At 63.5% G+C, this 19,484-nt stretch carries 18 protein-coding genes; 6 read left to right on the top strand and 12 right to left on the bottom strand.

Annotated elements, in window-relative coordinates; genetic code table 11:
• Window position 1: 1 nt before the first annotated feature.
• The 9 genes from phoU to Q4543_RS03470 form a co-directional block, all read right to left on the bottom strand.
• The gene (gene phoU / locus Q4543_RS03510) at window positions 2-736 is read right to left on the bottom strand and encodes a phosphate signaling complex protein PhoU (protein WP_216004852.1); all 735 of its coding nucleotides are present in this window, start codon (window positions 734-736) and stop codon (window positions 2-4) included.
• Window positions 737-741: 5 nt separating this feature from the next.
• A complete protein-coding gene (gene pstB, locus Q4543_RS03505) occupies window positions 742-1,539 on the bottom strand; it encodes a phosphate ABC transporter ATP-binding protein PstB (RefSeq protein WP_303436370.1) in 798 nt (265 codons plus the stop codon).
• 35 nt (window positions 1,540-1,574) lie between these two features.
• Window positions 1,575-2,924 carry a phosphate ABC transporter permease PstA gene (gene pstA / locus Q4543_RS03500; protein WP_303436369.1) on the bottom strand — a complete coding sequence of 450 codons (1,350 nt, stop codon included), beginning with the start codon at window positions 2,922-2,924 and terminating at the stop codon, window positions 1,575-1,577.
• Window positions 2,921-4,378, bottom strand: a complete 1,458-nt coding sequence (pstC, locus tag Q4543_RS03495) for a phosphate ABC transporter permease subunit PstC (protein ID WP_303436368.1) — start codon at window positions 4,376-4,378, stop codon at window positions 2,921-2,923. Before pstC ends, pstA begins: the two co-directional genes overlap by 4 nt.
• 94 nt (window positions 4,379-4,472) lie before the next feature.
• Window positions 4,473-5,513 (bottom strand): substrate-binding domain-containing protein, encoded by a 1,041-nt coding sequence (locus tag Q4543_RS03490; protein ID WP_303436367.1) that lies wholly within the window; start codon window positions 5,511-5,513, stop codon window positions 4,473-4,475.
• Window positions 5,514-5,797: 284 nt separating this feature from the next.
• Window positions 5,798-6,838: a cell wall metabolism sensor histidine kinase WalK gene (locus Q4543_RS03485; RefSeq protein WP_303436366.1), complete on the bottom strand. Its 1,041-nt coding sequence runs from the start codon at window positions 6,836-6,838 to the stop codon at window positions 5,798-5,800.
• 111 nt (window positions 6,839-6,949) lie between these two features.
• A complete protein-coding gene (locus Q4543_RS03480; protein ID WP_303436365.1) occupies window positions 6,950-7,471 on the bottom strand; it encodes a gamma carbonic anhydrase family protein in 522 nt (173 codons plus the stop codon).
• A complete protein-coding gene (gene gmk / locus Q4543_RS03475) occupies window positions 7,468-8,109 on the bottom strand; it encodes a guanylate kinase (RefSeq protein WP_216004859.1) in 642 nt (213 codons plus the stop codon). The genes Q4543_RS03480 and gmk overlap by 4 nt, the downstream gene beginning before the upstream one ends.
• 5 nt (window positions 8,110-8,114) lie before the next feature.
• Complete coding sequence (locus tag Q4543_RS03470; RefSeq protein WP_303436364.1) at window positions 8,115-8,993, bottom strand: YicC/YloC family endoribonuclease; 879 nt, start codon at window positions 8,991-8,993, stop codon at window positions 8,115-8,117.
• A 287-nt stretch (window positions 8,994-9,280) separates the two neighbouring features.
• Between Q4543_RS03470 and Q4543_RS03465 the strand changes: the two genes are divergently transcribed.
• Window positions 9,281-9,934, top strand: coding sequence for a PAS domain-containing protein (locus Q4543_RS03465; RefSeq protein ID WP_303436363.1), 654 nt, complete (start codon window positions 9,281-9,283; stop codon window positions 9,932-9,934).
• A gap of 190 nt (window positions 9,935-10,124) precedes the next feature.
• Here Q4543_RS03465 and Q4543_RS03460 read toward each other — a convergent pair whose 3' ends face one another.
• A complete protein-coding gene (locus Q4543_RS03460) occupies window positions 10,125-11,036 on the bottom strand; it encodes a UTP--glucose-1-phosphate uridylyltransferase (protein ID WP_303436362.1) in 912 nt (303 codons plus the stop codon).
• 442 nt (window positions 11,037-11,478) lie between these two features.
• Here Q4543_RS03460 and Q4543_RS03455 point away from each other — a divergent pair, with 442 nt between their 5' ends.
• From Q4543_RS03455 to ggpS, 3 genes are read left to right on the top strand one after another with little or no spacing between them, the layout of a single operon-like run.
• Window positions 11,479-12,612 (top strand): NAD(P)H-dependent glycerol-3-phosphate dehydrogenase, encoded by a 1,134-nt coding sequence (locus tag Q4543_RS03455; RefSeq protein WP_303436360.1) that lies wholly within the window; start codon window positions 11,479-11,481, stop codon window positions 12,610-12,612.
• Window positions 12,609-13,385, top strand: coding sequence for an HAD-IIB family hydrolase (locus tag Q4543_RS03450; RefSeq protein WP_303436359.1), 777 nt, complete (start codon window positions 12,609-12,611; stop codon window positions 13,383-13,385). The genes Q4543_RS03455 and Q4543_RS03450 overlap by 4 nt, the downstream gene beginning before the upstream one ends.
• Window positions 13,386-13,388: 3 nt before the next feature.
• The gene (gene ggpS, locus Q4543_RS03445) at window positions 13,389-14,897 is read left to right on the top strand and encodes a glucosylglycerol-phosphate synthase (protein WP_303436358.1); all 1,509 of its coding nucleotides are present in this window, start codon (window positions 13,389-13,391) and stop codon (window positions 14,895-14,897) included.
• Between the two features lie 61 nt (window positions 14,898-14,958).
• Here the strand turns inward: ggpS and Q4543_RS03440 are convergent, their stop codons facing one another.
• Both Q4543_RS03440 and Q4543_RS03435 read right to left on the bottom strand, forming a co-directional pair.
• Complete coding sequence (locus Q4543_RS03440) at window positions 14,959-15,396, bottom strand: DUF4174 domain-containing protein (protein ID WP_303436357.1); 438 nt, start codon at window positions 15,394-15,396, stop codon at window positions 14,959-14,961.
• A 163-nt stretch (window positions 15,397-15,559) separates the two neighbouring features.
• On the bottom strand, window positions 15,560-16,930 hold the full coding sequence (locus Q4543_RS03435) for a class II 3-deoxy-7-phosphoheptulonate synthase (RefSeq protein ID WP_303436356.1): 1,371 nt from the start codon (window positions 16,928-16,930) through the stop codon (window positions 15,560-15,562).
• A 198-nt stretch (window positions 16,931-17,128) separates the two neighbouring features.
• Here Q4543_RS03435 and Q4543_RS03430 point away from each other — a divergent pair, with 198 nt between their 5' ends.
• Together Q4543_RS03430 and Q4543_RS03425 are read left to right on the top strand one after the other, a co-directional pair.
• On the top strand, window positions 17,129-18,124 hold the full coding sequence (locus Q4543_RS03430) for a GlxA family transcriptional regulator (RefSeq protein WP_303436444.1): 996 nt from the start codon (window positions 17,129-17,131) through the stop codon (window positions 18,122-18,124).
• Between the two features lie 97 nt (window positions 18,125-18,221).
• Window positions 18,222-19,406 (top strand): ABC transporter substrate-binding protein, encoded by a 1,185-nt coding sequence (locus tag Q4543_RS03425; protein ID WP_303436355.1) that lies wholly within the window; start codon window positions 18,222-18,224, stop codon window positions 19,404-19,406.
• Window positions 19,407-19,484 lie beyond the last annotated feature (78 nt).

The raw sequence follows: 19,484 nt of genomic DNA, 5'->3' as shown, positions 1-19,484 counted from the left end.
CTCACTCCGTCTCGAAGTTAGAGCTGAGCGCCGGGTCCGACGACGTGCGGTCTTCCTTGATCCGCACACCGTGGGGCTTCTTGCCGGTGGTCAAGAACACCACCTCCTCGGCGATCGCCGTGACATGGTCGCCCATGCGCTCGACGTTCTTGGCGATGAAATGCAGATGCATGCACGAGGTGATGTTGCGCGGATCTTCCAGCATGAAGGTCAGGAATTCGCGGAACAGCGTGTTGTACATCTGATCGACGTCGCGGTCGCGTTCGATCACATCCAGCGCCAGCGCCTCGTCACGCTTGATATAGGCGTCCAGCGCATCCCGCAGCATGTGTTCGACGTCGCGCGCCATGCGGCGCAGCGCGGTGGCCGAGCCATTGATTGGCGCGAGCTGCGCCAGAACCCCGGTGCGCTTGGCCATGTTCTTGCTCAGATCGCCAATGCGCTCGAGGTTGCTCGACATGCGCATCACCGACAGCACCACGCGCAGATCCGATGCCGCCGGCTGGCGCAGCGCGATCAGGCGCGCTGCCTCATCGTTGAGTTCCTCGTCCAGCGCGTCGATGGCCTTGTCGCCCTTGCGGACCTTTTCGGCCAGCTCCTCGTCGCGGGTTTCCAGCGATTTGGCGGCCTCGAGGATGGCTTCCTCGACCAGCCCGCCCATCTTGAGGATGCGCGCCTGAATGCCTTCGAGATCCCGGTCGAAAGCCGAGGCGATATGTTGCTTGAGATCGCTCATGAGACTTATCCGATCCGTCCGGTGATGTAGGACTCGGTGCGCGGGTCCACGGGGTTGGTGAAGATCTGGCTGGTCTCGCCGTATTCCACGAGATTGCCGAGGTGGAAGAAGGCGGTCTTTTGCGACACGCGCGCCGCCTGCTGCATCGAGTGGGTGACGATCACCACCGAGTAGTTGGTACGCAGCTCGTCGATCAGCTCTTCGACCTGAGCGGTGGCGATGGGGTCGAGCGCCGAACAGGGCTCGTCCATCAGCAGCACCTCGGGTTCGGTGGCGATGGCGCGGGCGATGCACAGGCGCTGCTGCTGGCCGCCCGACAGGCCGGTGCCCGGCGCGTGCAGACGGTCCTTGACCTCGTTCCAGATCGCGGCGCGGCGCAGGGCCTTTTCGACGATCTCGTCAAGCTCTGCCTTGCTTTTGGCCATGCCGTGGATCTTGGGCCCGTAGGCGACATTGTCGTAGATCGACTTGGGAAACGGATTCGGCTTCTGAAACACCATGCCGACCTTGGCGCGCAGCTGCACCGGATCGACCCGCTTGTCGTAGATGTCTTCGTCATCAAGCGAGATCAGCCCTTCGACGCGGCAGATGTCGATGGTGTCGTTCATCCGGTTCAGACAGCGCAGAAAGGTCGACTTGCCGCAGCCCGACGGGCCGATGAAGGCGGTCACGGTGTTGTCGAGCAGGTTGACCGACACGTCCTTGATGGCGTGGGTGTCGCCGTAATAGACCTGCACGTCCTTTGCGGCGATCTTGGTATTCAGAGCTTCCACGTGTGCATTCCTCAGAGGTGCGTCGTACATAGGTTCATCCTCTTTAACTGTTTGCGCGGTCATGATCACCACCGACGCTCGAATTTGCGGCGCAGAAGAACCGCGAGCACATTCATCACGAGCAGGAAAACCAGCAGGACGATTATGCCGCCCCATGCCCGCTCGTAATAGGCCGGATCGGCGCGCTTGGCCCATTCGTAGATCTGCGCCGGCATCGCCGAGTTCGGCGACATGAAGCCGGAAATCACGCCGTCAGGGTAGTTGGTGGCGATGTAGCCGACCATGCCGATCAGCAGCAGCGGCGCGGTTTCGCCAAGCGCCTGGGCGAGGCCGATGATGGTGCCGGTTAGGATGCCGGGCATGGCCAGCGGCAGCACGTGGTGGAACACCGACTGCATCTTGGACGCACCAACCCCCAGCGCCGCGTTGCGGATCGACGGTGGCACCGCCTTCAGCGCGGCGCGGGTCGAAATCACGATGGTCGGCAGCGTCATCAGCGTCAGCGTCAGGCCACCCACGATCGGCGCCGATTGCGGCAGGTGCACGAACTGGATGAACACCGCGAGGCCAAGGATACCAAAGACGATCGAGGGCACGGCGGCGAGATTGGAAATGTTGACCTCGATGAAATCGGTGAACCAGTTGGTCGGCGCGAATTCCTCAAGGTAGATCGACGCGGCGACCCCGATGGGCAGCGCAAGGAACAGCACCACCAGCATCATGAACAGCGAGCCCAGCATCGACACGCCAAGCCCTGCCTGTTCCGCCCGGCTTTCGGACGCATCCGCGCCCAGTACGAAATCCCAATTGAAGCCCTTGTGCAGCGCGCCCTGCGTGCGCAGCGCATCGACCAGATCAAGGTGCCCGGCATCGATGTTCTTGTCCTGCGCGATGCTGTCGCGCGACACGCGGCCCTTGAGATAGCCATCGACGCGGCTGGAGGCGAGGATGTCGAAGCTGACGGTATCGCCGATGCGGTCCGGGTTTTTGAGCGTCCAGTCGCGCACCTGCGCCGCCGCCGAGGCCGAGATCAGCGCCTTCATGTCCTTGGCGCTGTCATACGGCGTCTCGATGCCCGCATCATTCACCAGCTGGAACAGGCCGTTCTGAACCAGCGGCGCGTAGCCAAAGGTCGAGACCTTGGCAAGCTGCTCGGGATCGCGCCCGCCCTGCTTGTCGAGCTTGGCCGGGTCCAGATAGACCGGCACCTCAATGAAGGTCTGCTGGAAGGCGCCAAGACCGTTGCTCAGAATGGCGCTCATGAGCACCACAAGAAAGAACATCCCGGCGCAGATCGCCGACAGGCCGTAGATGCGAAAGCGCTTCTCCGTGGCGTTGCGCCGCTTGGTGCGGGCGTCCGCGACGGTCAGGCTGGTCCTGCGCTGGCCGCCGCCGGTGTGGGTCGCGTCGCTCATTCGTACTGCTCCCGGTATTTGCGCACGATATACAGTGCAAAGACATTGAGCCCGAGCGTCATGACAAACAGGGTCATGCCGAGGGCAAAGGCGACAAGCGCCTCGGGCGAGGCGAAATCCGCATCGCCGGTCAGCTGGCTGACGATCTTGGCGGTGACGGTGGTCATCGCATCGAACGGGTTGAGTGACAGCCGTGCCGCCGCCCCTGCCCCAAGCACCACGATCATCGTCTCGCCGATGGCGCGCGACGCCGCCAGCAGGATCGCGCCAACGATGCCCGGAAGCGCCGCCGGCAGGATCACCTGCTTGATGGTCTCGGACTTGGTGGCGCCCAGCCCGTAGCTGCCGTCGCGCAGCGACTGCGGCACCGCGTTGATGATGTCATCGGACAGCGAGCTGACAAAGGGGATCAGCATGATGCCCATCACAAGGCCTGCGGTCATCACCGCGGTGCCCGCCTGCATCCAGCCAAGGCCGTCGCGGCCAAAGACGCTCAACAGCAGCGGACCGACGGTCAGCAGCGCGAACAGACCGTAGACGATGGTCGGAATGCCCGCGAGCACCTCGAGCATCGGCTTGGCCCATGCGCGAAATTTCGGCCCGGCGTATTCCGACAGGTAGACGGCGGCGAACAGCCCGATCGGCACCGCCACAACAAGCGCGATGATCGAGATATAGAACGTGCCCCACAGCAGCGGCCAGATGCCCAGCTGCGAGCCTCCGCCAAACGATGGCGACCATGTGAACGAGCCAAAGAAGTCCGCCGCCGGATAGATCCGGAAGAAATGGATCGTGTTGCCGATCAGCGAAAGCATGATGCCGATGGTGGTCAGAATGGCGATGGAGGCGGCAGAGAGCAGCAGGATGCGCACGCCGCTTTCCACGGTGTTGCGGGCACGGAACGCGCGCTTGGTCTGCGCAAGGCCCCAGCACGCTCCGGCAAGCGCAAGCCCCAGCACCACGGCGCTCATCATCAGCGTGCCGGTGTTGTTCATCTTCCGCCAGGTCTGCGCGGCGGCAAGCACCGGCGCCGTGACGTTCGATCCAAGCGCAACGCCAGCAGCGGCGATGCGCTCGCGCACGTTGGAAAATTCGGTCCGCAGGTCCGTCACCTGCTCGGGGCTCATCAGCCCCTGTGCAACGGCGGCATCAAGCCCTTCGGCGACGCGGCGCACATCGGACATCACCAGCCCCATGCTCGCGCCTTCAGGCACGGCGCCCTCGCCAAGCTGGGCGGACACGGTCGAGTTCACCACAAAGGGCTGCACGATCAGCCAGACAACCAGCAACAGAAACGCCGGCACCATCGCTTTCATGGCGACGTTCCAGCCGTAATAATTTGGCAGAGAATGAGGGCGCTCGGCGCCATGAAAACCCGCGATGCGCATCCGACCGGCGATATAGCCGACCAGCGCAATCGCCAGCACGATGAGAATGAGCCACGAAACCGGCATGCTGCCCCCGGTGAGAATTCAGAAAATATCGCCCTGATGGCGAAACGGGGCGGCGTGCGATACGCCGCCCCGCGCGATCCGACCAGAGGTCAGATTACATGGACGAGCCCATGACCTCTTCTTCCGAGACCATTGCCTGAGTGTCGGCAAGCTCGGGGTCCGACACAAGGCCGTAGGCTGCCAGCGGGCCATCGGGGCCTGCAATCTCGTCCGCCACAAAGAATTCGGCGAATTCCTTCAGTCCGGGGATCACGCCGAAATGCGCTTTCTTGACGTAGAAGAACAGCGGGCGCGACACCGGGTAATCGCCGGCGGCGATGGATTCGGTGGTCGGCTCGACGCCGGACATGGTCGCAACCTTCAGCTTGTCGGTGTTGTTCTCGTAGAACGCGAGACCAAACACGCCAAGGCCGTTGGTGTTGCTGTCGATGCGCGCGAGGGTCTCGGTGTAATCGCCGTCGATGTCGACCGACTTACCATCGGTGCGCACGGACATGCAGGCACCTTCGGCGTCGTCTTCGGACATGCCGCCGTCGATCATCGCCTGCATCGCGCCGGTGTCTTCGCAGCCCTGAAGCAGGACCTTTTCCTCGAACACTTCACGGGTGCCGTGCTTGGTGCCGGGGATGAAGGCGGCGATTTCAACGTCGGGAAGGTCGGCGTTGACCTCGGCCCACGAGTTGTAGTCGTTGTCGACGATCTCGCCGTCCTTCAGGACCTTGGCGCCGATGGCGTTGAACCAGTCGGCCGGCTCGAAGGCGCTGAAGGCCGGGCCGCTCTTTTGCGAGGCGAAGACGATGCCGTCATAGCCGATGCGCACTTCGATGATGTCGGTCACGCCGGCGTCTGCACAGGCTGCGATTTCTTTTTCACGGATTTTGCGCGAGGAGTTGGCGATGTCGACGGTGTTCTCGCCGACGCCTTCGCAGAAACGCTTGAGGCCAGCCGAGGAGCCGCCCGATTCGACCACCGGTGTCGGGAAGTCGAAATTCTCGCCGAAAGCTTCCGCAACGATCGAAGCATAGGGCAGAACGGTCGAAGATCCGGCGACCTGAACGTTGTCGCGGGCAGCGGCGGCGGTGGCCGAGACGGCTGCAATTGCCAGCACGGAAGCGGAGAGTTTCACGGATTGCATTGGGATGCTCCTGTCACATGTTTCTGAACCCCGTCCCCGCGGGATCCTCGAGCGCAGCCCTAGGGCCCACGCGCAATGCTTTTGTGACGCTTGTGTAACAGTATCATGACAGTGACCATGGAAAACCGGCGCTCCGTAATACTGCGGTCCCCCGGGCCCCGTATTACACCATGAAAACAAGGACTTTGGCGCGATCCTGCCGAGATTTTCCAGCGGGCGGAAACTTTGGATTATCTTTTCCGGTGCGCGGCCCGGGTGGCATGTGTGACGAATCGCGCCGCCGCTCAGGCGGACATCGGCAGCAGGATGCGAAAGGTCATGCCCTTGCCCGGCGCGCTTTCGATCTTCATCCGCCCGCGATGGCGGTTGATGATATGTTTGACGATGGCAAGGCCAAGGCCGGTGCCGCCCTTTTCGCGCGAACGGTGGGTATCGACGCGGTAGAACCGTTCCGTCAGGCGCGGAATGTGGATCGGATCAATGCCCTGCCCGGTGTCGGAAATCGTCAGCTCGACGCCGTTGGCGCGCAGACGGGGCTGAAACACCGGGCCAGCAAGCGCGACGCGCAGCTGGGTGCCACGCCCGGCATATTTCACCCCGTTTTCGACCAGATTGGTCAGAACCTGACGCAACTGGTCGGCGTCGCCGGGCACCTCAAGATCGTTTTCGGGAAGATCGCAGCTCAGCGTGACATCAGCCTCGCGGGCCAGCGGCGACAGCCCGCCCAGCACCGAGCGGATCAGCTCTGGCAGGTTGACCGGATCGGTCGGGCGCACGCGCTCTTCGGCCTCGACCCTGCTGAGCGAAAGCAGATCGCCCACCAGCCGTTCCATCCGGCCGGCCTCCAACTCCATGATGCCAAGAAAGCGCTCGCGCGCCGCAGCATCGTTGCGCGCCGGGCCGCGCAGGGTTTCGATGAACCCCAGCAGCGCGGTCAGCGGCGTGCGCAACTCGTGGCTGACATTGGCGACGAAATCGCGGCGCATCTGGCTGGCCTGTTCCAGATGGGTGATGTCGTGGAAGGTCAGCATCACCCCCGGCGCATCTTCAAGCGTCACCGAGCGGCAGGACACCTCGTAGGTGGCATCGCGCCGCTCGTGCGAGACGAGATAGCGCGTCAGGCGCGGCGCCCCGTCGCGAAAGGTGCCCTCGATGGCATCCAGCAGGATCGGCTGGCGCAGCGCGGTGATGAAATGCCGCCCTTCAAGATCGCTCCCGAGCAGCGCGCCCGCCTCGGCATTGGCGGCGGCGATACGCTCGTCTCGGCGGATCAGCAGCGCCGGCAGCGGCACCGCGGCGACGATCTGGCGCGAATCCGTTCTCATGCGGGGCGGCTCTGATGCGACATGACTGGCTCTTTGTTGCAAACGGACGGTCAGACCGACCTTGAGGGTCCGGGTGTTTGACCAGCCCGTCGTATCAATTTTATGACAGGCCTAGACCGCTTCCAGCCCGACGGCGAACCGCTGCGCGTTTTGCTGGTAATGCAGCGCCGACTTGCGCAGACCTTCGATGGCGGCCTCGTCAAGCTGGCGCACCACCTTGCCCGGCACTCCCATGACAAGACTGCCGTCGGGAATCTCTTTGCCCTCGGTGATCAGCGCCCCGGCGCCGATCAGGCAGTTGCGCCCGATCTTCGCGCCGTTGAGGATCGTCGCCCCCATGCCGATCAGGCTGTTTTCGCCGATGATACAGCCGTGCAGCATCACCTTGTGCCCGATGGTGCAGCCCGCGCCGATGATCAGCGGATAGCCCATGTCGGTGTGGCACACGACGTTTTCCTGCACGTTCGAACCAGCACCGACGCGAATTTCCTCGTTGTCGCCGCGCAGCGTGCAGCCGAACCAGACCGAGCTGTCCGCCTCGAGCACCACATTGCCGATCAGGTTGGCATCCGGCGCGAGCCACGCACCGCCTGCGATCTGCGGAGCGATCCCGTCAAGTTTGTAAATGGTCATTCATCCCCCTCCTCGAATTCCCGCTGCAAGCCGCGGACATGATCCAGCAGACCGGGCTGCTGGGTGCGCCGCAGCCGCGCTGCGGTCACGATGCTTTTAAGACGTTCCTCGGTGGCGTCGAGATCCTCGTTCACCAGCACGAAATCATAGCTGCCCCAATGCGAGATCTCGTCCCAGCTTTTCTGCATTCGCCGGTCGATCACCTCGGGGCCATCCTGCCCGCGCGATTCCAGCCGCCGCTTGAGCTCGGCGATCGACGGGGGCAGCAGAAAGATCGACAGCGTGTGCAGCGCCAGTTCGGAATTGGTCATCTGCTGCGCGCCCTGCCAGTCGATGTCGAACAGCACATCCTTGCCGTCGATGATCGCATCGCGCACCGGACCCTTGGGCGAGCCGTAGAAATTGCCGAAGACATGTGCGTGTTCCAGCATCTCGCCATTGGCCACCGCCTTCTTGAAGGCGGCGTCGGTCATGAAATGGTAATCCTCGCCGTCGACCTCGCCGGGGCGCGGCGGGCGCGTCGTGGCCGACACCGAAAAGATCACCGACGGATCCCAGGCCCGCAGGCGTTTGGCCAGCGTCGACTTGCCCGCACCCGAGGGCGAGGACAGGATGATAAGAAGACCACGTCGGTTCATAAGGTTCACTCCACGTTCTGGACCTGCTCGCGCATCTGATCGATGACCGTCTTGAGGTCCAGACCGATCCGCGTCAACGCAGTAGATCCCGATTTGCTGCACAGGGTGTTGGCTTCACGGTTGAACTCCTGCATCAGGAAATCAAGCTTGCGCCCGATCGCGCCCGGCTCTGCCAGCAGCGCTCGCGCGGCATCCACATGGGCGCCGAGGCGGTCGAGCTCTTCGGTGACATCGGATTTCACCGCGATCAGCGCCAGTTCCTGCGCCATGCGGGCTTCGTCGAGCTCATCAGACGCATCCAGCACCCGCGCCAGCGCAGCGCGCAGCCGGTCGCGCTGTTCATCCCGGCGCATGGCAACAACGGCTGCCGCATCCTGCACCAGCGTGTCGATCTGCGACAGCTGCCCGTCGAGCACCGCCGCCAGCGCCGCGCCCTCTGACGCCCGCATCGCGGCGAAGTCTTCCAGCGCGGTTTCGAATTCGGCCAGAAGCAGCGCGCGCAGCGGTGCAATCGCGCGCGCACCCTGCCCCGTCGCCATCACGCCGCGCTGCGCCACGATCTCGGCGGCGTTCGAGGGCGCAAGTGCCAGCCCGCGCCGCGCCGCCTCGGCCTCGATCCGCGCCAGAGCATCCAGCGTGCGGGCCAATGCGGCCTCGTCAAGCCGGGCCGCATCGTCCTCGCCGCCGCCGGCAAGGCGCAGCGACACCTGCACATTGCCCCGGGTCAGACGTTTTGCAGCGGCGCTGCGCACCGCCGGCTCAAGCCCGTCGATCCAGTCCGGCAGGCGCAAACGCAGATCGAGCCCCTTGCCATTGACGCCGCGCAGCTCCCAAGACCACCGCAGCCCGTCGGAATCGCCCGCTCTGGATGCAAATCCGGTCATTGAATGCCGCATTTTCGCCCTCTTTTGTTTTAACCGAAAGTTTTCCGGAAAATATTGGTTTTTAAGGCCATACAAGCTAGGATTTCGCTGAGCAACTCCCCGTTGAACCGTCGGACGTTAACCTTTCAGCCACAATTGGTGCCAAATTGGGGCGCATTTGAGTTAACTTCACACTCAAGACGAAGAAGCGGTGGCAAGGTGGAACGGGGGCTCCGACCGCGCTGCGCAGGAAATTCAGGAGTGCGCACATGTTCGGTAAAGGTGATAACGGACAAGGCATTGTGTCGATGACCGATCGAGAAAAGCACAAACGGATGGCGCCGCTGCGCCTTCTGGAAACCTATTGGCAAGGGCTTGCCGGCTTGACCGGCGAGGTTCCCCTGCGCAGCCAGATCGACCCGCGCGGCATCGAAAGCGCGCTGGAATTCGCCTTTCTGGGCGAACGCATCGCGCCCAGCCTCGCCAAGCTGCGCGTGGCGGGCACCCATCTGAACGAGCTGATGGGCATGGAAACCGGCGGGATGCCGCTGTCGGCCCTGTTCACCCCCGCCGCCCGCGACCGTCTGGGCGAGGCGCTGGCACGGGTGTTCTCCGAAGGCGCCATGGTGCGTCTGGACGTCGCCGGTGAGGAAGGCTTTGGCAAAACCGCGCTGGAAGGTCACGTGCTGATCCTGCCGCTGCGCTCGGACATGGGCGATATGACGCGGATGATCGGCATGCTGGTCACCACCGGGCGGATCGGTCGCACACCGCGCCGCTTTACCATCACCGCCTGTACGGTCGAGCCAGCGCTGGGGGCCAAGCCGCAGCCAAGCCTGCCGGAGCCCGAAGCCTCTCGCAAGCAATTGACCGAACTGACCGAACCTGCTGCCAGCTTCACCCACAAGCCGCGCAGAACCGGTAAGCATCCCTACCTGAGGCTTATCGTGTCGAACGATTGATCCGACAGATAAAACAGTAGATATCCCAATCTGTTGCCCGGTGACATTCGTCCTTACAGCCCGCGCGATCTGGGCCGCGCCCCCGTACGGAGAATCCGGCGGGGGATTTTTTGTGCGGCTTGCCGCAAAGATGCCGGACATGAAAAAGGCGCAGCCCGAAGGCCGCGCCTAAAATCGCGTTACGGCAGGGTTATTCCGCTGCGAGCGGAAGCGATGCATGATCTTCGAGGATCGACCGGAACTCGTCGTGGCGGCCTGCAAAGGCAAGCGTTGCGCGCAGCATTCCCGCCTTCGATCCGCAGTCAAAGCGCTGACCGCTGAACCGGAAGCCGCACAGACCAACGCGCTCGATGCCCTTGGCGATGGCATCGGTCAGCTGGATCTCGCCGCCTAGCCCCGGGTCCTGCTGGCGCAGATCGTCAAAGATCGACGCATCAAGAATGTAGCGCCCCACAACCGCCTGCAGCGAGGGCGCGGCATCGGCGTCGGGTTTTTCCACCATGCCACGGGCTGTCATGCACTGGCCTTCAACGTCGCCATCAGGGTCGAGCACACCGTAAGCGCTGACCTCATCGCGGCTGACTTCCATGGTCGCCACCATATGCCCGGCGACGCCGGTCTCATAAGCTTCGATCATTTCACGCAGGCAGCCCTTTTGCCCGACAATCAGGTCATCCGGCAGGATCACCGCAACCGGCCCCGGCAGAACCTCATCCACCGCACACAGAACCGCGTGACCAAGCCCAAGCGGCGTGGGCTGCATCACGAAATGCGCCTGCTCGGCAACCGGGTCGATGGCATCTTTGCCAAGACGATCGGCAATGCCGTGCTTGCCCTTGGAGCGCAGCGCGTCGCACAGTTCCTCGTCATGATGCACGTAGCGTTCGATGGCGCTCTTGGACGGGTGCGACACAAAGATCATACGTTCGATCCCGGCATCGCGGGCCTCGTCCATCGCGAATTGAAGAAGCGGCTTGTCGAGCACGGGAAGCAGCTCTTTCGGCGTTGCCTTGGTGGCCGGAAGGAAGCGGGTTCCAAGTCCGGCAACCGGGAAGATCGCGGTGCGGACTTTCTGGCTGACCTTGGGGCTGGATGTGTTCACGACGGGCTCTCCTTGTCGATAGGTTGGGCACACTGTCAAACGCACGCTGCATCGCGGCATTTGTGTAAGAGTGTATGCCCTATCAAAATAACGTCAATAAAACGCGTGCCGGACCGCAAGGTTCCGCGCACAAACCTTTGAAAAGTTGCGGCCCACGATCGTGGCAGGCCGCACGCCCACGTTACATCATGCGAAACATGATTGTGGAAAATTGTTGTCTTTCAGCGAAAACATCCGTCATTCGCTTATTATTCAGGCAAATACCCACAGGAGTCGCCCAATCCATTTGCCAATGGCGTTCGGGTGGCCGATGCTCGGAAAACCACAGCGCGCGACTTGGCGCGCGGGAACCAATTCCATAGTGTCGCGTTATCAAATCGAGACAACATGGAGTGAGCCAATCGGCCTGCCGCCTTCGCCCCGAAGGTCACGGCACATTATTATGGACGGACTGAGATTGAACATCCCGCCCGCGCGCGCCAACGGCAACCTGCCCAAACGCGCTGAACCTTATGCCCGTCTTGCCGTTATCGGCATGGGCAGCTGGGGCACAGCCCTGGCGACCGTCGCAGCGACCGCCGGATGCGACACGCGCCTGTGGGGGCGTCGAGAAGCGCTTGCTGACGCCATTCGAACCGCTGGCGAGAACGTCGACCACCTTCCCGGTATCAAGCTGCCCGCAACATTGAAGGCAACCTCGGACCTGTCCGAAGCACTTGATGGCGCCGAGGCGGTTCTGCTCGTGACGCCATCGCACACCTTGCGGGACGTGGCGCGCGCCATGCGCCCGTGGCTGCCCGAAGGCATTCCGATTGCGCTGTGCTGCAAGGGCATCGAACGTGGCACCGGCTATCTGCTGAGCCATGTGGTCGAAGAAGAGCTGCCCGGTCACCCCGTGGGCGCCATTTCCGGCCCGACCTTTGCCCATGAAACAGCGCTTGGGCATCCCACCGCCGCCACCGTGGCCTTCAACTTCCGTCATCACGATCGCATCGCGCCGGAACGTGCCCCCGCCGCGCGTCTCGCGCTGACCATGCAAACGCAGGCCTTCCGCCCCTATGTGTCCGATGATCTTGTCGGCGTCGAGGTCGGCGGCGCGGTGAAGAATGTCATCGCCATCGCCTGCGGCATGATGACCGGCGCTGGCTTTGCCGAAAACACCCGCGCCGCGCTGATCACCCGCGGTATGGACGAGATGAAGGTTCTTGCCGAAGCCCTTGGTGGAAAAAGAGAAACTGTCACCGGCTTGTCAGGCGCTGGCGATCTGACCCTGACCTGTTCGTCGAGCACTTCGCGCAACATGTCGCTGGGCACCCAGCTTGGCAAGGGCATCCCGCGCGCCGAATGCTTTGGCGGCAAGGCCACGGTGGTCGAGGGCGAAGTCAACGCGGTGTCGGTGGTCGATCTGGCCCGCCGGGTCGGGGTTGAAATGCCGATCTGCGAATCCGTCCACGCCATTCTTTACGAGGGCGCGCCGCTGTCCGAGACCTTTCAGGCGCTCTGGTCCCGCCCGATCGAGGGTGAGCCGCGCGCGCTTGATATCACCCTTCACCCTCACGAAGGAGACCCCGCATGAGCTTTGATCACCCCCACGGCCGCGACATCGCAGGCTGCCGCTTTGTGCTTGCCACCGATCTTGACGGCACCTTTCTTGGCGGCTCCGAACAGGATCGTGCCCGTCTTTACGACTGGATCGAAGCCAACCGGCAGACCATCGGCCTGATCTTCGTCACCGGCCGCGATCCGAAATTCATCGGCGAGCTTTGCGACGGCGGTGTGCCTTGGCCGGAATATGTCGTCGGCGATGTCGGCACCACCATCGCCCGCGTCGAGGATGGCAAGATCCATCCCATCGAACCTCTCGAGGTCGAGATCGCCGAGACATGGGGCAGCGCTGGCGATACCGTGCGCGCCGCGCTGAACGGCCACCCCGGCCTGACCCTGCAACAGACCGAATTCCGCTACCGCGTCAGCTATGACCTCGATCTTGGCAGCTTCGATGAAAGCGCCCACGCCAAGGTGCAAGAGCTTGGCCATGACGTGCTGGTGTCGGACAACCGCTATTTCGACGTGCTGCCGCGCGGCATTTCCAAGGGCCCGTCCTTGCGCCGCCTCGTAACCCACCTTGGGATCGAAGAAAACCGGGTGCTGGCCGCGGGCGACACGCTCAATGATCTGTCGATGCTGCAATGCGGGTTGCGCGCGGTTGCCGTTGGCGGCGCCGAACAGGCGCTGCTCGATCAGGTCGCCGGCCTGCCGCAAGTCCACACCGCCAAGGCGATCGGAGCTGCGGGCATTCTCGAAGCGGTCGACGTCTTCAATCTGCACGACCTTCCGGAAGGAGTGTAACCCATGCCCAGTGAACTGGTCATCGTCTACCACCGCCAGCCCTACGAAGAAGTCGAAGTTGACGGCACCATCGAGTATCGCGCGAACAAAAGCCCGAACGGCATTGTTCCGACACTGAAAAGTTTCTTCGGCAAAGTCGATAATGCCGCCTGGGTCGCTTGGAAAGAAGCCGAGGATACCTCGAACCCCGGCTTCGATCGGGTGATCAACATCGAGGACAGCTTCGGCAAATACACCGTGTATCGCCTGCCGCTCACCGGGGCGCAGGTGAAAAGCTTCTATCACGTGACCTCGAAAGAAGCCTTCTGGCCGATCCTTCACGGCTTCAAGGAAAAGTACAATTACGACCCGGTCGACTGGCCGACCTTCAAGGAGGTCAACTGGGCCTTTGCCGAGGCCGCCGCCGCCGAGGCCGCCCCCGGTGCGTCGGTCTGGGTGCATGACTACAACCTGTGGCTGGTGCCCGGCTATCTGCGGCAGATGCGCCCCGATGTGCGGATTTCCTTCTATCATCACACACCCTTCCCAGCGGCCGACATGTTCAACGTGCTGCCGTGGCGCGGCGAGATCATCGACTCGCTGCTGGCCTGCGACGTGGTCGGCTTTCACATTCCGCGCTATGCGTCGAATTTCGTCAGCTGCGTGCGCTCGGTTCATGATGTCGGCAACGTGCCGCGTAAGCCGGTGGAGCCGGACATGATCTCGGAGGGGTCTGCCCTGTCGGACCGCACCGTGCCCACCGAAATCCGTACCGAAGAGCGCACCGTGCAACTGGGCGTGACGCCTGTTGGCGTTGATGTCGACTATATCAAGAGGCTCGCGGAATCCGACACCACCGCAAAGCTGGCCGAACGGTTCCGCGGCGAAATCGGCGACACCCGTGTGCTGCTGTCTGTCGGGCGGACCGATTACACCAAGGGCGGCGCCGACCAGCTTCTGGCCTTTGAACGCCTGCTGGAACGGCGTCCCGATCTGCGCGGCGTCGTGCGCCTGCTGCATGTGTCGGTGCCTGCCAACCGCGCCATGACGGTTTACGAGCCGATCCAGAAAGAGCTCGAAGAGATCGCGGGCCGGATCAACGGGCGCTTTGGCACCTTCACCTTTCAACCCGTTGCATTGATCAGCCGGGCGGTTCCGTTCGACGAGCTGGTGGCGTGGTATCAGGTGGCCGACGTGGCGTGGATCACACCGCTGGCCGACGGGATGAACCTTGTGTGCAAGGAATATGTCGCGGCGCGCACCGACGGTGATGGCGTTGTGGTTCTGTCAGAATTCGCCGGTGCGGCGGTCGAGATGGGGGCCGCGGTGCTGGCCAATCCGTTCTCGACCCGGTCGATGGATTACGCCATCGACATGGCGCTCGACATGCCTGAAGAGGAACGCCGCGCCCGCATCGCGCTGCTGCGCACGTCGGTTGAAAAGCGCGACACCCAGCACTGGGCTGCGGACCAGCTGGCGCTGTTGTCTCCGGCAGATTTCGGAGAGGAGTCGCAGGAATCTGAGATCGCCTGACAGGCGTTTTTCGGGGGCATTTGGGGGCGGGTCTTTGGGCCCGCCCCTTTGCTTTGGCGCGTCAGTCGGTCATCTCGCGCTGGCGCATCGGCATCCGGTCGATCACCGCAAACAGCGCGTCGGGCGGCAGAACCTCGGTCTGTTCCAGCTTCACGCCGCCATCCTTGCCCACCAAAACCAGCCTGAACCCGCCCGGCTGAAACCCCTGCCGCAGATATGAGGCGGCTTTCGGCTCGGTGTCGCTCAGCACCACGATGTCGCGCTCGGCAAGCGCGGCACGCGCGGCGTCGAACAGCGCCATCTGGCGCATATAGGTCGGATCGTCACTTGACGGAGCGAACAACAGCACCGGGCGGTACTGCCAGCGCAGTTCGCCAAGATCGCGCATGTCATGCGGCAACGCGCGAAACAGCTCGCCCTGCGCCCCCGACTGGGTGGCGGCAATCGCCCCCGCAGCAATGGCGACGCCAAGTTTGGTCTTCATCAGGATGCGGCCCATGAGCGGCAGTACCTCCGGCTGAGTGGTTCCTGCAGGTATTACGCAGGGGCAGCCAAAGGGTTCCGCACTGCAATGCTGCCTCGCGAGGTTTCGCGCAGGCACCACAAACGCAAAACGGCGCCCCTGTCGGAGCGCCGCTGGTCTTTGCCCTGAACCGTGGCGGTCAGACCGCAGCAACCTCGGCCGGGCGCTGGCCCAGCTGGGTCAGCTCTTCGGCCACGAGGAATGCCAGTTCCAGCGATTGCGACGCGTTCAGGCGCGGATCGCAGGCGGTGTGGTAGCGATCGCTCAGGTTCTCGTCGGATACGGCATAGACGCCGCCGGTGCATTCGGTCACGTCCTGACCGGTCATCTCGAAATGCACGCCGCCGGGAATGGTGCCGTGATCCTTGTGCACCGCAAAGAACTCGCGCACTTCGGACAGCACCTTGTCAAACGGCCGGGTCTTGTAGCCCGAGGCCGACTTGACGGTGTTGCCATGCATCGGATCGCAGACCCACAGCACGTTGGCACCTTCACTGCGCACCGTCTCGATCAGGCGCGGCAGATGTTCGGCCACCTTGCCAGCGCCAAAGCGGGTGATCAGCGTCAACCGGCCCGGATCGTTGAGCGGGTTGAGCTTGGCCATCAGCACCTTGAGGTCTTCGGGCGTCATCGAGGGGCCGCATTTCAGGCCGATCGGGTTCATCACGCCGCGGGCGAATTCCACATGCGCGCCGTCCGGCTGCCGGGTGCGATCGCCGATCCAGATCATGTGGCCCGAGCCAGCCAGCCATTTGCCGGAGGTGGAATCGACGCGGGTCAGCGCCTCTTCGTATTCCAGCAGCAGCGATTCATGGCTGGTGTAGAAGTTCACCTGATGCAGCGCCGCCGAGCGGTGGCTGTCAATGCCCGCCGCTCGCATGAAATCAAGCGTGTCGCCGATGCGGGTCGCCATCTCGCGGTAGCGCGCGGCCTTCTCGCCTTCGGTGAACCCAAGGGTCCACTGGTGCACCTGATGCACATCGGCATAACCCCCGGTGCTGAAGGCGCGGATCAGGTTCAGCGTCGCCGCCGCCTGTGTGTAGGCCTGAAGCATTTTCTGCGGATCGGGCCGACGCGCCTCGGCGGTGAAGGCCAGCTCGTTGATGATGTCACCGCGGAAGCTGGGCAGCTCGACGCCGTCGACGGTTTCGGTGGGCGCCGAGCGCGGCTTGGCGAATTGCCCCGCCATGCGGCCAACCTTGACCACCGGCACCTTGGCACCAAAGGTCAGCACCATCGCCATCTGCAGCATCACCTTGAACGTGTCGCGGATCGCGGTGCCGGTGAACTGGTCGAAGGCTTCGGCGCAATCGCCGCCCTGCAACACGAACGCCTCGCCGCGCGACGCCTTGCCAAGCTCGGCCCGCAGCTTGCGCGCCTCGCCCGCAAACACCAGCGGCGGATACTTCGACAGCTGCGCCTCGACACGCTCCAGCGCCTCCTGATCCTGATAATCAGGCATCTGGATGCGGGGCTTGGTTCTCCAGCTGGATTTGTCCCACTCGCTCATGGCTTCTCTCCCGTTCGGTCTCCGTTAGCGAAAACGTGCAGCGCCTATAGCGAATGTGCCGGGGCAAAGCCATAGCAAATGACGCGCATGGCTTGACGCCCCAGTCCTTGTCTGAGCATCTGGACCGGACCGACGAGCGCCCATTCCGCAACAGCGCGTCGGAACACCATGAAATATCGACAGGAAAACGAGGTCGGGATGGCGCAATCGCAGGCCGACGCAAGGCCAGACGCATCGGACCGGACGCGCCGTTTCATCTTTGTGCTGCTGCCAGAGTTCACCTTGCTGAGCTTTTCCGCCGCGCTCGAGGCGCTGCGCCTTGCCAACCGCATGAGCGGCAAACCGCTCTACGAGTGGCGCATCGTCGGCGATGGCGGCGGCATGGTGCGCTGTTCGGCGGGCACGGTGTTCGAGCTTGACGGCGATCTGCCCGAGGTAAGCCGCGCCGATACGGTGATGCTCTGCGGCGGCATCGACATCGTATCGGCGACGACAAAACGCCTGCTGAACTGGCTGCGGCGCGAGGCGCGCAAGGGGCCGGTGGTGGGCGGGCTGTGCACCGCAAGCTGGGCGCTGGCCGAAGCCGGGCTGATGGACGGCAAGCGCGCCACCATCCACTGGGAAAACCACGACGGCTTCGAAGAGGAATTCCCCGAGGTGAGTCTGACCAAGTCGGTCTTTGTGATCGATGGCAACCGGATGTCGACCGCCGGGGGCATCTCGTCGATTGATCTGATGCTGAAGCTGGTCGCGGATCAGCATGGCGAGGATCTGGCCAACGCGGTTGCCGACCAGCTGATCTATTCCGCCATCCGCACCGACCGAGACACCCAGCGCCTGTCGACCCCGACCCGCATCGGGGTGCGCCACCCCAAACTGGGAGAGGTCATCAAGAAGATGGAAGCCGCCATCGAAGAGCCGATCTCGCCGGCGCTTCTGGCGGGGCAGGTCGGCATGTCGACGCGCCAGCTGGAACGGCTGTTCCGGCGCTATCTCGACCGCTCGCCCAAGCGCTATTACATGGAACTGCGCCTGCAAAAGGCGCGCAACCTGTTGATGCAGACTGATATGAGCGTGATCAATGTCGCGCTGGCCTGCGGTTTTGCCAGCCCGTCGCATTTTTCCAAATGCTACCGCGCGCAATACGCGACCACCCCCTACCGCGAGCGCGGCAGCAGCTCGGCCAAGGAGTGATCGGGGGCTGATCGGGCCTCTTCACATTCAGCAAACCGAAAGCTAGGATTCGCTTTGCAATCGAGATCCAACGGGATCCAGCAAGGGAGAGTCTTCCATGAAAAAGTGGCTTCTGGCATCTGCCGCATCACTGCTCGCAACAGGGGCTGTGCAAGCGGAAGACGCCAAGATCGGCGTCATCGTCGGGTTCACCGGCCCTATCGAGTCCCTGGCACCGGCGATGGCCGCAAGCGCCGAGCTGGCGCTGAGCGAAGTCAATGACAGCGGCAAGTTCCTCGAGGGCGTGACCCTTGTGCCCGTTCGGGCCGACAGCACCTGCATCGACGCCGCCGCCGCGACCGCCGCGGCCGAGCGTCTGGTGACCACCGATGGCGTGGTGGCGATCATGGGCGCCGATTGCTCGGGCGTGACCGGCGCGGTCCTGAGCAATGTGGCGATGCCCAACGGCGTGCCGATGGTTTCGCCCTCGGCGACCTCTCCGGCGCTGTCGAACGTCGAAGACAACGGGTTGTTCTTTCGCACCGCGCCCTCGGATGCGCGGCAGGGCGAGGTTCTCGCCGACATCCTGACCGAGCGCGGCATCACCTCGGTTGCTGTGACCTACACCAACAACGATTACGGCAAGGGCTTCGCCGACAGTTTCGACGCAGCGTTTCAGGCAGTGGGCGGGGCGATCACCCTCACCGCGCCGCATGAGGATGGCAAGGGCGATTACAGCGCCGAGATCGGCGCACTGGCATCCGCCGGCGGCGAGGTCCTGGTCGTGCTCGGCTACTCCGACGCGGGCGGCAAGGGCATCATTCAGGCGGCGCTGGACAGCGGGGCGTTCGACACTTTCGCCATGGGTGACGGCATGTATTCCGACGCGCTTCTGGCCGATCTGGGCAATGACATCGACGGCAGCTTCGGCTCGATTCCCTGGGCCGAGGGCGATGGTGCAACGGCGTTTTCCGAGTTGGCAACGGCTGCGGGCGTGACCGCCGAAAGCTCGTATACCCGCGAAAGCTATGACGCGGCGGCGCTGATTGCGCTGGCGATGATGAAGGGCGGCGAGCCGTCTTCGGCGGCGGTTGCAGCCAATCTGCTGGATGTGGCGAATGCGCCCGGTGAGCCGATCCTGCCCGGCGAGCTTGGCAAGGCGATGGAGATCATCGCGGATGGCGGCGAGGTGGATTACGTCGGCGCGACCAATGTCGAGCTGGTCGGCGCGGGCGAAGCGGCGGGCAGCTATCGGTATTACGAGATCAAGGACGGGGCGTTTTCGACCGTCTCGTTCAAGTGATGCCGCAGGCGCAATGATATTAAGCCCGGCCCGGAGCGAGAGGCTCCGGGCTGGTGCCATGATCGCAGACAGGCGCCG

The organism is Salipiger sp. 1_MG-2023, assembly GCF_030547555.1.
In the GTDB taxonomy this organism is placed as follows: Bacteria; Pseudomonadota; Alphaproteobacteria; order Rhodobacterales; family Rhodobacteraceae; genus Salipiger.
The sequence above is the reverse complement of the archived record's forward strand: the minus strand, read 5'-3'. Positions and strand labels throughout refer to the sequence as shown.

Coding starts and splice junctions, on each gene's coding strand:
- Q4543_RS03480 (WP_303436365.1), bottom strand. CDS start 7,471: ATGACCATTTACAAACTTGACGGGATCGCTCCGCAGATCGCAGGCGGT.
- Q4543_RS03490 (WP_303436367.1), bottom strand. CDS start 5,513: ATGCAATCCGTGAAACTCTCCGCTTCCGTGCTGGCAATTGCAGCCGTC.
- Q4543_RS03430 (WP_303436444.1), top strand. CDS start 17,129: ATGGCGCAATCGCAGGCCGACGCAAGGCCAGACGCATCGGACCGGACG.
- Q4543_RS03440 (WP_303436357.1), bottom strand. CDS start 15,396: ATGGGCCGCATCCTGATGAAGACCAAACTTGGCGTCGCCATTGCTGCG.
- ggpS (WP_303436358.1), top strand. CDS start 13,389: ATGCCCAGTGAACTGGTCATCGTCTACCACCGCCAGCCCTACGAAGAA.
- Q4543_RS03425 (WP_303436355.1), top strand. CDS start 18,222: ATGAAAAAGTGGCTTCTGGCATCTGCCGCATCACTGCTCGCAACAGGG.
- pstC (WP_303436368.1), bottom strand. CDS start 4,378: ATGCCGGTTTCGTGGCTCATTCTCATCGTGCTGGCGATTGCGCTGGTC.
- Q4543_RS03470 (WP_303436364.1), bottom strand. CDS start 8,993: ATGACCGGATTTGCATCCAGAGCGGGCGATTCCGACGGGCTGCGGTGG.
- Q4543_RS03485 (WP_303436366.1), bottom strand. CDS start 6,838: ATGAGAACGGATTCGCGCCAGATCGTCGCCGCGGTGCCGCTGCCGGCG.
- pstA (WP_303436369.1), bottom strand. CDS start 2,924: ATGAGCGACGCGACCCACACCGGCGGCGGCCAGCGCAGGACCAGCCTG.
- Q4543_RS03450 (WP_303436359.1), top strand. CDS start 12,609: ATGAGCTTTGATCACCCCCACGGCCGCGACATCGCAGGCTGCCGCTTT.
- Q4543_RS03455 (WP_303436360.1), top strand. CDS start 11,479: ATGGACGGACTGAGATTGAACATCCCGCCCGCGCGCGCCAACGGCAAC.
- phoU (WP_216004852.1), bottom strand. CDS start 736: ATGAGCGATCTCAAGCAACATATCGCCTCGGCTTTCGACCGGGATCTC.
- Q4543_RS03465 (WP_303436363.1), top strand. CDS start 9,281: ATGACCGATCGAGAAAAGCACAAACGGATGGCGCCGCTGCGCCTTCTG.
- gmk (WP_216004859.1), bottom strand. CDS start 8,109: ATGAACCGACGTGGTCTTCTTATCATCCTGTCCTCGCCCTCGGGTGCG.
- pstB (WP_303436370.1), bottom strand. CDS start 1,539: ATGTACGACGCACCTCTGAGGAATGCACACGTGGAAGCTCTGAATACC.
- Q4543_RS03435 (WP_303436356.1), bottom strand. CDS start 16,930: ATGAGCGAGTGGGACAAATCCAGCTGGAGAACCAAGCCCCGCATCCAG.